This is a genomic window from Colwellia sp. D2M02 (assembly GCF_018860755.1).
Classification (GTDB): domain Bacteria; phylum Pseudomonadota; class Gammaproteobacteria; order Enterobacterales; family Alteromonadaceae; genus Colwellia; species Colwellia asteriadis.
Window position 1 is genome coordinate 41,987 of record NZ_JAHKPW010000070.1, and the last position, 11,395, is coordinate 53,381.

The 11,395-nt window shown below is 37.7% G+C and carries 9 protein-coding genes; 7 read left to right on the forward strand and 2 right to left on the reverse strand.

What is annotated here, in order from left to right:
- Nucleotides 1–169 precede the first annotated feature (169 nt).
- On the forward strand, nucleotides 170–1,579 hold the full coding sequence (locus tag KO495_RS12660; protein WP_215980773.1) for a PhoH family protein: 1,410 nt from the start codon (nucleotides 170–172) through the stop codon (nucleotides 1,577–1,579).
- Between the two features lie 269 nt (nucleotides 1,580–1,848).
- Nucleotides 1,849–5,250, forward strand: a complete 3,402-nt coding sequence (locus KO495_RS17750; RefSeq protein WP_215980774.1) for an ATP-binding protein — start codon at nucleotides 1,849–1,851, stop codon at nucleotides 5,248–5,250.
- 208 nt (nucleotides 5,251–5,458) lie between these two features.
- Here the strand turns inward: KO495_RS17750 and argR are convergent, their stop codons facing one another.
- A complete protein-coding gene (gene argR, locus KO495_RS12670) occupies nucleotides 5,459–5,935 on the reverse strand; it encodes a transcriptional regulator ArgR (protein ID WP_215980775.1) in 477 nt (158 codons plus the stop codon).
- Nucleotides 5,936–6,274: 339 nt separating this feature from the next.
- Here argR and mdh point away from each other — a divergent pair, with 339 nt between their 5' ends.
- Nucleotides 6,275–7,207, forward strand: coding sequence for a malate dehydrogenase (gene mdh / locus KO495_RS12675; RefSeq protein ID WP_215980776.1), 933 nt, complete (start codon nucleotides 6,275–6,277; stop codon nucleotides 7,205–7,207).
- Between the two features lie 123 nt (nucleotides 7,208–7,330).
- Here mdh and ispB read toward each other — a convergent pair whose 3' ends face one another.
- Complete coding sequence (ispB, locus tag KO495_RS12680) at nucleotides 7,331–8,302, reverse strand: octaprenyl diphosphate synthase (RefSeq protein WP_215981061.1); 972 nt, start codon at nucleotides 8,300–8,302, stop codon at nucleotides 7,331–7,333.
- 252 nt (nucleotides 8,303–8,554) lie between these two features.
- Here ispB and rplU point away from each other — a divergent pair, with 252 nt between their 5' ends.
- The 4 genes from rplU (at nucleotide 8,555) to folA (ending at nucleotide 11,261) form a co-directional block, all read left to right on the forward strand.
- Complete coding sequence (rplU, locus tag KO495_RS12685) at nucleotides 8,555–8,866, forward strand: 50S ribosomal protein L21 (protein WP_215980777.1); 312 nt, start codon at nucleotides 8,555–8,557, stop codon at nucleotides 8,864–8,866.
- A gap of 16 nt (nucleotides 8,867–8,882) precedes the next feature.
- The gene (gene rpmA / locus KO495_RS12690; protein ID WP_215980778.1) at nucleotides 8,883–9,140 is read left to right on the forward strand and encodes a 50S ribosomal protein L27; all 258 of its coding nucleotides are present in this window, start codon (nucleotides 8,883–8,885) and stop codon (nucleotides 9,138–9,140) included.
- A 323-nt stretch (nucleotides 9,141–9,463) separates the two neighbouring features.
- A complete protein-coding gene (cgtA, locus tag KO495_RS12695) occupies nucleotides 9,464–10,630 on the forward strand; it encodes an Obg family GTPase CgtA (protein ID WP_215980779.1) in 1,167 nt (388 codons plus the stop codon).
- A gap of 106 nt (nucleotides 10,631–10,736) precedes the next feature.
- Nucleotides 10,737–11,261, forward strand: coding sequence for a type 3 dihydrofolate reductase (gene folA, locus KO495_RS12700; RefSeq protein WP_215980780.1), 525 nt, complete (start codon nucleotides 10,737–10,739; stop codon nucleotides 11,259–11,261).
- The last annotated feature ends 134 nt before the right edge of the window (nucleotides 11,262–11,395 follow it).

The following is an 11,395-nucleotide window of genomic DNA, read 5'->3' on the forward strand; positions in this document are numbered from 1 at the left end:
AGCGTTACCTAAAAAGGTGTAACGCAGTAAAAATTTCCAACAAACGCTGTTAGAAGGATTCGGCTAAAAGCGTTTTACGCTTTGTTGAACAGCCCCTAGCTTTAATTAACCTAGAGTTGATTTATTACTGTTTTGTATTTGTTTTGTCAGTTAATCACGGAGATTGCTTATGACTGAAGAAAATATGAAGAACGAAAACGCCGCCGTAGAAAATATCATTTATATCTTAGACACGAATATCCTCTTGCACGAACCCTTTGCATTCCTTTCTTTTAAAGAGCACGACGTTGTTGTGCCTATGACTGTACTTGAAGAGTTAGACTCAATAAAAGATAGAAATAAAGATGTTAGTCGCGATGCCCGTGTGGCAATACGCGCACTTGAAGATACATTACGCGACGCTTCGCCTGAGCAAGTATTAACGGGAGTGAAATTACCACAAAATGATGAGCAACATCCAAGCGGTTGTTTAGCGATTATAAACGACTACGCACTAACGCAAACCGCAAGTGTATTATCGTTTAATGAAAACGATAATCGTATTATCAATGCCGCGCTTCATATTCAAAAGAAACATCCGAACAAAAAAATAGTCTTGGTTACTAAAGATATTAATATGCGCTTAAAAGCTAAAGGAGCAGGGCTAGCACATGTTGAAGATTATCGCACTGACCAATTAATTGATGATATTCAATTTTTAACTAAAGGTTATCATAAGTTTGAAGGTGATTTTTGGCAAAACATTAACTCGGTAAATAGTGAAGCAGAAGGACGAAATACCACGCATTACGTTAGCAAGTCAGTAGTACCTCTAAGTTATATTAATGAGTACCTTATTGACGAAACCGAGAACTTTGCGGGAAAAATTACTGGTTTTGACAATGAAAATATCTCTATTTTAGACTTAGGGCGAGATCGCCTACTCGCTAAAAATGCATGGGGCATACACCCTAAAAATATTTATCAGGGAATGGCGATGGACGCTTTACTCGACCCTAATATTGATTTAGTCATATTAACGGGGCCTGCCGGTTGTGGTAAAACCTTACTTGCCTTAGCAACAGCATTAGAACAAGTCATTGAACGGGGCTTATACGATAAAATTATTGTAACTCGTAGTACTCCTGAAATTGCTGAGTCTATTGGTTTTTTACCTGGCACAGAAGAAGAAAAAATGGCACCGTGGTTAGCGGCAATTACTGACTCGTTAGAAGTTTTACATCAACAAGATGAAAGTATGCATGGTAGTTTAAATTACATCATGGATAAGGCGAATATTCAGTTTAAGTCGGTTAACTTTATGCGCGGTCGCAGTATTCAAAACGCTTTGGTGTTATTGGATGAGTGTCAAAACTTAACCGCAGCTCAGCTCAAGACAATTATTACTCGTTGTGGTGAAGGTACTAAATTAGTCTGTAGTGGTAATTTAGCGCAAATAGATAGCAATTACTTAACCGCCGTCACCTCGGGGTTAACTTATATTGTTGAGCGCTTTAAAGACTTCCCAGGCAGCGCTACAGTCAATTTAAATGGTGTGGTTAGAAGTCGCTTAGCGTCTTTTGCAGAAGAAAACTTATAATTGATTATTTCTATTAAATGGTAAGTTATTCAACTAAAAGTCAGTGAACTATATCACTGACTTTTTATTTATGCTGGATAACCTCACTCTGTCATCATTACCTGTTTCATTATTCTTTGAAAGTTAAATGAAGCGATGTCTGTCTTGTTGTTAACAAAAATTAGCTTTTACGCTTTTGCTTGTTTCCTTCTAATAGCTGAATTAACCTAACAGCTGAATATAAGGGCTATAATTTTTGAGTGTTTTAGAAGTTCAAATAGGATGGATAAGTGTATTATCAGTTAAGTAAAAATACCGTTTTTAGACGTTATAATACCGCCGTGGTGGTTGCTTTTTTAGTGATTATAATTATTGCACTATCTATTTCTACCGTTCGTTACTTTAATCAACTAGCTCACCATAAAAGCGAAAGTATTGCTGAATTAAAAGATGAAGCGACACAGCTAAACAATATGTTAGAGCAAAGTGAACAGGCTGTTGAAGGCATTCAAGAGCTTGCTCAATATTACATAAAAATTCCCAGCGACATCTCAGGTAATTTACCTGCTTTATCTCAAGACGGCGAAGTCTACTTTTTAGATAAGCAACAATACGATGTTGTTAAAGAGGGCCAGCGTTTAAGCGGGAATATTACCGGCATTGGTAATATTGAAAAATTTAGTGCTGAGCAGAAGCAAGAAATAACTATGGCTTACGCATTAACACCTGCTTTTGTTGCCGCCAAAAAAACCATTAAAGAAGCAACATGGTTTTACTATGTTTCTTTTAGCCAATTTGTCAGCATGTATCCATGGGTAGACCGTGATATTTGGCAATTTAACAGCACTACGCTAACCAACCCGCACCATAAAGAAATGAAAAAATACACCGAGGAGACCAACCGGGCAGTATGGTCTGCGCCTTATTTAGACTCAGCCGGAACAGGTATGAATACCTCAATTGGTAAAGGGGTTTTTTATCAAGATAAACTTATTGGTGCTGTGGTTATTGATATAAGTTTAACGCGCTTGCATGCAAAGTTATCCGAGTTAGAAAGCGATGATGCGGGTATGGTTTTATATAATCAGGATGATCATATTTTACTTTTCAAGCGTAACGGAAAAAAATCATTAGCTTTTCGTGCTACGTGGGACGACTTACTTCCAGTAGATTTAGCTGGCCTTAATGCAACTAAGCTTTCGACAATGGATGATGCGTCACAAGTTGGAAATTGGTTTATTGAAAAGCAATCCTTAGAGCTTACGGGGTGGACGCTATTAAAGTATCAATCATATGACAACTTTATTGCCCCACTACGTAGTGATTTTGCTTTTGTATTTATTATACTTTTTGTCGCACTACTCGTGTTTTTAATGTTAGTTAATACGATGACTAAGCGCACCTTCATTAAGCCGACAACAGAGTTCATTCGCCATATTGAGTATTGCTCAGAAGGAGATCCTGGAAAAGTTAAGCCTAATGCAGACTGGTTGCATTGGTTTCAAGTTGTTGAAGATATCTTTACTCAAAATCGCAGTTTATTGCTACAACTCAAAGAGCAAAATGATGTGCTCGATAGTCGTGTTATTGAAAAGACACGAGCACTACAAGAAACAAGCATGAAGCATCAGCGTGATTATGCCTCGCTACGTTCGGTAATGAATGCGATACCCGAATTGATTATTTTTAATGATCCACAGGGTTTTTTGATGGGGTGTAATAGAGCTTTCGAACAAATAGCAGCATGCTCTGAGCAATCAATGCTTGGTGCTAAGGCTGTTAATTTTATGCCTAAAGCACTTGCTAAAGAGATAAACTATCTTAACTCTGTGTATACCAATACCTACCCCCAACAAGCGCTGATTGAAGCGGGGGACTATGTTTATCAAGGTTTTTGTAATCAATTTAAAAATAACCAAGGTGAAGTGCTAGGTACTATCAGTATTTTCCGAGATGTTACCGTACAACAAGCGACTAAGTCGGCACTCGAAAAAGCTAAAGATCAAGCTGAATACGCTAACCAAGTAAAAATTCAATTTCTGGCTAATATGAGCCATGAAGTGAGAACGCCAATTAATGCCATGCAAGGTATGATGGATTTATTGCACAATACGGCTTTAGATTCACGACAGCAGCATTACTTGGTTAATGCTCAGCGCGCTTCAACAACGCTATTACATTTAATTGATGAGCTCTTAGATTTATCTAAAATTGAAGCGGGTAAAATGGTGGTTAACAATGACTGTGTTAACTTACCTGAAATCATTGATAAAGCATTGAAGCTCAATATTACCAATGTCAATGCAGAGAAAGTAAATATTCAAGTAGAGCTAGACGAGAACGTACCTAGTTATGTTATGAGCGACGAAATGCGTTTAGTACAGGTGCTGGCGAACTTGTTTAATAATGCTATTAAATTTACTGAGCAGGGAACAATTTCGTTATTCATAGAAGCATTATCGACTAACGATGAGTATAGCTTGGTTCGTTTTACTATGGCAGATACCGGTATTGGTATTGCTAAAGAAAAACAAGGCCACTTATTTGAAGCATTTAGCCAAGCAGATGATTCAATGACCCGTAAGTATGGTGGCTCAGGCTTAGGTTTATCTATTTGCCAGCATATTGTGCAACGCTTAGGAGGGACAATCACCTTAAAAAGCGAATTAGGTAAAGGAAGTGAGTTAAGTTTTAAATTGCCACTGGTTCACGTTGATGCCGCAGCGCATGAAAAAGAATGCTTCTTAAGCCTTTTTGCTGATGAACCTCTGGTAAATAGTGTTGCTGTTTGTGCCATTAAGCAAGAAACCTCGTCATCATTTCAAGCATCAATTAGTAAAATGCAAGGTCACTTTTATTACTTTGAGTCTATTAGTGAATTATGCGAAGCAAATATTAACGACCCTATTATTTTATTGGTTGATGAAGATGTTTTTAATCAACAAATGTTAACGAATAATAATCAAAAATTATTTATTCATTGCGAGAAAACCTTACAGTTGCTTTGTTTATGTCAATCGGCAATGACACCCTTAAGTAATGAAACATGCCTTCGCTTAGAGGAGCTTACTGCCCCTTATTTATTACTCGATAAGCCATTATTTCGTTATTCATTAACACAAATTTTTGCTTCACTACAAAGTAATAAAGCCAAAGTGTCTGAAGTGAGTAAACAAACTGATAGTACTCCAGACTTAAAAAACAATGCGATTGTGGATGATATTCAAAGCGTATCAATAGCCGCATTGGCGCTAGAAGCAACAGCAGAAAAAACTGCTAGTAAAGAGCGTCAAGCAACATCACAAGTAAAGCATAATTTGGCAGGTGTTGAAGTCTTATTAGTTGAAGATAACTTAGTAAACCAATTAGTTGCGAAAGAATTACTGTTAGCAATGAATGCTTCTGTAACTATTGCTGATAATGGTCAATGTGCGCTTGATTTGTTAGCTGAACAAGCATTTGATGTCGTTTTAATGGATATTCAAATGCCAGTGATGGACGGGTTAACCGCTGCAAAAAAAATTAGAGAACAACGTTGCTTTACTCAATTACCAATTATTGCAATGACAGCCCATGCTCGAGAAGAAGATAAACAACATAGTTTAGCGGTAGGAATGAATAGGCATATTGCCAAACCCGTTACAGCAAAAATGTTATACGACACCATTGAGGATGTTTTGCCTCAATTATAGTTAAGCCAAGCTCGGGTTAGTTCACCTGAACTCGGGTTAGTTATTAAGGTCGCGGGTAAATTTAAGGTTATTGTTAGTGTTGAAATATACCAAAAAGCGCTGTTAATCGTTATTCGATTATCAGCGCTTTTGTTATTTTATTGTAAGGTGAGTTTGCTGCTAGGTGAAAGTGCGAAGTTAAATATGAACGCTAACTTTTATTCAGCCCTTATGAAAGGTTTTTAGAAAAAAGCTGCTCTAAACGTTTAATGGTCTCGTCTATTTCACTAACGTTGGTGGGCGCTATAAAAATAGTATCATCACCAGCAATTGTACCTAATACACCATCACTTTTACTTAAACTATCAAGTAAACGCGCAATTAATTGTGCAGCTCCAGGACTGGTTTGAATGATGATCATCACACCATTGTGCTCGATTTCTAATACTAATTGCTTTAATGGGCTTTGTGCGGTGGGTACACCTAATTCTGCGGGTAAACAATAAACCATTTCTTGGCGTGCGTTTCGAGTACGTACTGCACCAAACTTACTTAACATACGTGATACTTTTGACTGGCTTATATTTTCAAAGCCAATTGCTTTTAAGGCATCAACTATTTCACCTTGTGAGCCAAATTGCTCTTGTTTTAGTAAGTCTTTAAATGTTTGAACTAATGCTTCTTGTTTTTGTGGACCGCTCGCCATGTTAAATTAAAACCTTTTATATTCGCTGTTTGAAATTATCTCAATCGATTAATACTAAAGTTGAGTTTTTTTAACTGTTCTATCCAATTAGTATACGTTATCGCGTCAGAAGTTAATATTAATTGTTTTTTCTTGGCTTATACTATATCTTTTGGTCGGAAAAATTTACGTAATTACTCAATTTTTATTTGTAATTGTTCACTTAGCCTTAGAGTTATCGATAAATAATTCTTTTTTAAATGAACGTTTATAATTTATTTAAATTTTGATTAGCGACTATTATCGTATTCATAATTTAAACATTGTTACAACAACCCCACTAAATTTCGGAGAAATCACATGAAAGTAGCTGTATTAGGTGCCGCAGGCGGTATTGGTCAAGCATTATCATTATTATTAAAAACTCAATTACCTGCGGGCTCAGAGTTGTCTTTATATGACGTAGCTCCAGTTGTACCTGGTGTTGCTGTTGACCTTTCTCACATCCCAACTGATGTTAAAGTTGCAGGCTTTGGTGCTGACGCACTAAATGAAGCACTAACTGGCGCAGATATCGTATTAATTCCAGCAGGTATGCCACGTAAGCCAGGTATGGACCGTGCTGATTTATTCAACGTAAATGCCGGTATCATTAAAACATTAGCTGAAGGTATTGTTGCAAGTTGTCCTAAAGCGTTAGTAGGTATTATCACTAACCCTGTAAATGGCACTGTACCAATTGTTGCTGAAGTATTTAAAAAAGCAGGTACTTATGATGCTAATCGTGTATTTGGTATTACAACATTAGATGTTATCCGCAGTGAAGCGTTTGTTGCTGAACTTAAAGGTGTTGATGTTGCTACGGTTAAAGTACCAGTTATTGGTGGTCACTCAGGTACAACAATTTTACCTTTACTTTCTCAAGTTGAAGGCGTGACTTTCTCTGATGAAGAAGTAGCAGCGTTAACACCACGTATCCAAAATGCGGGTACTGAAGTTGTTGAAGCTAAAGCGGGTGGCGGTTCAGCTACGTTATCTATGGGCGCTGCAGCAGCACGTTTTTGTATGTCTTTAGTTAAAGGTTTACAAGGTGAAGATGTTGTAGATTACGCTTATGTTGCGCTTGATAATGGCGATGCACCTTACTTTGCTCACCCTGTACGTTTAGGCGTTAATGGCGTAAGTGAAATTTTACCTTACGGTGAGTTAAGTGCATTTGAGCAAAAAGCAAAAGATGACATGTTAGCGACACTGAAAAAAGATATTCAAGAAGGTGTAGATTTTATGGCTTAATAGCCATTTAATAATGCCACAACAAAAAAGCCACTCATTGAGTGGCTTTTTTATGGCTCACAGGAAAGCCGTTAGAATAAAGTTGCATATTAGCTTAAGTATTAACTTAAGGTTAGTAATTAACTAGTGATTTCGGTTAGCAGCAATATGGGCTAACGCAATTAAAGCTTGCTTTTGTGGGCTATCAGTTAAAATATCTAGCGCATTAATGGCTTTATCAGCTTCAATTTCAGCCTGTTGCTGGGTATAACGTAATGAACCTGTTTCTTCCATGGCTTGCAAAATAGCGTCTAAGTTGTCCATTCCATTGCCATGCTCAATAGCATCACTGATAAGCTGTTTCTGCTGTGCATTACCATGTTCCATAGCATAAAGTAATGGTAGGGTAGGTTTACCTTCAGATAAGTCGTCACCTACATTTTTGCCCATTTCTTTGGCGTCAGCAGTATAATCCATAATATCGTCAACGAGCTGAAAAGCAGTGCCTAAAAACTTACCGTAGTCAGCCATTGCCTGTTCAATTTTTTCATCTTGTTTCGAAATAACCGCAGCTAAACGAGTCGCTGCTTCAAAGAGCTTAGCCGTTTTACAGTAAATTACCTGCATGTAGCTTGCTTCAGTAGTATTAGGATCGTTGCAGTTCATTAACTGCAATACTTCACCCTCTGCAACAATGTTTGTCGCATCCGATAAAATATCCATAATGCGCATATCATTGAGTTTAGTCATCATTTGAAATGAACGGGTATAGAGAAAGTCACCTACTAATACACTGGCACTATTACCAAAAAGCGCATTAGCGGTTTCTCTACCACGACGCATATTTGATTCGTCAACGACATCGTCATGCAATAACGTTGCAGTATGAATAAATTCAATAATGGCGGCAATATCACAATGCTTAGCACCAGAATAACCTAAGGCTTTAGCAGCTAGCACCGTTAGCATAGGGCGCATACGTTTACCGCCACCATTTACGATATAAATCCCCAATTGGTTTATTAGGGTGACATCGGATTGCAGTTGTTGATATATAAGATCGTTAACCGCAGTCATATCTGCTTGTGCTAATGTTTGTATTGCTTTTAAATCGATGTTCTTACCCATGCTACCTAGCTACTAACCATAATATTGCAATTATTTAAGACCGCAAAGTTTACACGAAAATCAAGCAGAAAGAAGTTTTCCGAAGGCATTGTTTTCATTATCTAGAAAAAAATCATTTTAAATACTAAAAAGCGTAAATTAATCATATTTACGCTTGCTCTACTCAAACTATTCGAGTAGAATTCGCGCCCTATATTTTTAAATTTAGCGTCTTAATTAATGACGCAGTACGGAGTAGCTATGTACGCGGTATTCCAAAGCGGTGGCAAACAGCATCGTGTAACCGAAGGACAAACAGTTCGTCTAGAAAAGCTAGAGCTTGAAGTAGGCGCAACAGTAGAATTTGATAACGTTTTAATGATCGCTAACGGCGACAACATCAATGTAGGCGCGCCTTACGTTGCTGGTGGTAAAGTAACTGCTGAGGTTGTAACTCAAGCTCGTGCAGATAAAGTTACTATTGTTAAATTCAAACGTCGTAAGCATTCACGCAAACAAGCGGGCCATCGTCAATGGTTCACTGAAGTGAAAATTACTGGTATTAACGGCTAATTAGGAGCATTTTGACATGGCACATAAGAAAGCTGCAGGTAGTACACGAAATGGTCGTGATTCAGAAGCGAAACGCCTAGGTGTTAAGCGTTTTGGTGGCGAATCAGTTTTAGCAGGTAACATCATTGTTCGTCAACGTGGTACTCGTTTCCACGCTGGTGACAACATGGGTATCGGCAAAGATCACACTTTATTTGCTTTATCTGACGGTAAAGTACAATTTGAAGTTAAAGGTCCAAAAAATCGTAAGTTTGTTAGCATCATCGCTGACTAATTAAAAACTTTGATTTATAAAAACCTCGCTTCTAGCGAGGTTTTTTTTTATTCCCACTATTCTAATTAGTATGTTTTACTTTCTAGAGTAGTAAAAAACACATTGATGCCTGTATATTTATTCGGTTGATTAATTGTCGTAAGATGAAATAACACCTTAGGGTTTTCTTTCACTTATATAACAGCTAATTAGATAAAAAATGTAGGTACTATTCGTATAGTTTATATTTAGCTTGTTAAATAGATTAATTTTTTGTCAGTCAAAAATAGTTTATACTAGCGCTAGTTAAAAGTTACTCCGTTATTTAGGATTGTTGAAATACCATGAAATTTGTTGATGAAGTTGAAATCAGAGTTGAAGCGGGCGATGGCGGCAACGGCTGTATCAGTTTCCGTAAAGAAAAATATATTGAATTCGGCGGCCCTAACGGTGGTGACGGTGGTGATGGTGGTGATGTCTATTTAATGGCACACGAAAGCCTAAACACCTTAATTGATTACCGCTTTGAACGTTTTCACCGCGCTAAGCGTGGCCAAAATGGTCAGAGTCGTGACTGTACAGGTAAAAGTGCTCCAGATTTAGTGCTAAATGTACCTGTAGGTACACGTGCAGTCGATCTTGACACAGGTGAGCAAATTGGTGATTTGACCCATAAAGGTCAAAAAATGCTGGTTGCTAAAGGTGGTTGGCATGGTTTAGGTAATACTCGTTTTAAAAGTAGTACCAACCGCGCGCCTCGTCAAAGAACGGATGGCACACCGGGCGAAATTCGTAATTTAAAGTTAGAGCTGTTGCTACTTGCTGATGTTGGCTTATTAGGCTTACCTAATGCAGGTAAATCGACATTAATTCGCAGTGTTTCGGCCGCTAAACCTAAAGTAGCTGATTACCCATTTACTACATTGGTGCCTAATTTAGGTGTTGTTCGTTTAGATACTCAACGTAGCTTTGTTATTGCTGATATTCCAGGCATTATTGAAGGTGCGGCTGAAGGTGCTGGTTTAGGCACTCAATTTTTAAAGCATCTTGAACGTTGTCGTATTTTATTGCACGTAATTGATATTATGCCTGTTGATGGCTCTGATCCTTTAGAAAATGCTAAAACAATTATTAGCGAATTAGAGCAACACAATGAAAAACTTGCCGGTAAGCCTCGTTGGATTGTATTTAATAAGCTTGATTTAGTACTTGAAGAAGAAGCTAAAGAAATTACTGATGCTATTCTAGCTGGACTTGATTGGAAAGGTGAAGTACACAGTATTTCAGCATTCAATAAACTAGGTACACAAGAGTTAGCACAAAAAGTGATGACCTTTATTGAAGCACTGCCAGCAGAGGAAGAAGAAGCTCCTATTGATGGCAAAACGGTTGAATTTAAGTGGGATACATACCACGAAGAAGCGCTTTCAGGCCATGGTTTAGATGATGATCTTGATGATGATGACTGGGACGAAGATGATTACGATGTTGAAGTAGAGTATCGTCAATAATATAAGAAAGCATTAGTTTATGAATTAGTGCTTTCAATTTTCTTTTTTCTCTATATATAATTAATGACGCCAAGAGTTAAAGAACGTAACAAAGAAAGAGAGTTTTATGCCCATTTTATCTATGATAGTAGCGATGATTGAGAATAGTAATATCATTGGTAAAAATAATGTCATGCCATGGCACTTACCTGCTGATCTTGCCTACTTTAAACAAGTTACCTTGGGTAAGCCCGTTATCATGGGGCGTAAAACCTATGAATCTATCGGTCGTGCATTACCCGGTAGACGAAATATTGTTATCTCTCGTGATGAAAAGTATATTCCACAAGGCAAAGGCGCAGAAGGGGTTGATGTGGTCACTTCAGTTGAGCAAGCGCTAGCGCTGGTTGATGGCTCAAATGGTGAGCCAGCGGTCGATGAAATAATGGTTATAGGTGGTGGTGCAATATATAAGCACTGTTTACCTGCCGCACAACGTTTATACATAACTCACATTAAAGCGGATATAGAGGGTGATACGCAGTTCCCTGATTATAATGATGGTAGCTGGAAAAGAGTAAAGAGTGAAGTTCGTAATGCCGATGACGCAAATGAATTTGACTTAGATTTTTGCGTGTATGAAAAAGCTTAATGATTTTAAGTTAACCCAGGCTTAGGTTACCTTAGACTCATTAATACAACAGAGCTATTAAAGCACTATTTAACCAGAGCTCGGCTTAACAAATGCTTCTCTAGCAGCTAATTTTCCTGACTTCTTCGTTAAAT

Coding starts and splice junctions, on each gene's coding strand:
- KO495_RS12660 (WP_215980773.1), top strand. CDS start 170: ATGACTGAAGAAAATATGAAGAACGAAAACGCCGCCGTAGAAAATATC.
- argR (WP_215980775.1), bottom strand. CDS start 5,935: ATGGCGAGCGGTCCACAAAAACAAGAAGCATTAGTTCAAACATTTAAA.
- mdh (WP_215980776.1), top strand. CDS start 6,275: ATGAAAGTAGCTGTATTAGGTGCCGCAGGCGGTATTGGTCAAGCATTA.
- rplU (WP_215980777.1), top strand. CDS start 8,555: ATGTACGCGGTATTCCAAAGCGGTGGCAAACAGCATCGTGTAACCGAA.
- rpmA (WP_215980778.1), top strand. CDS start 8,883: ATGGCACATAAGAAAGCTGCAGGTAGTACACGAAATGGTCGTGATTCA.
- cgtA (WP_215980779.1), top strand. CDS start 9,464: ATGAAATTTGTTGATGAAGTTGAAATCAGAGTTGAAGCGGGCGATGGC.
- folA (WP_215980780.1), top strand. CDS start 10,737: ATGCCCATTTTATCTATGATAGTAGCGATGATTGAGAATAGTAATATC.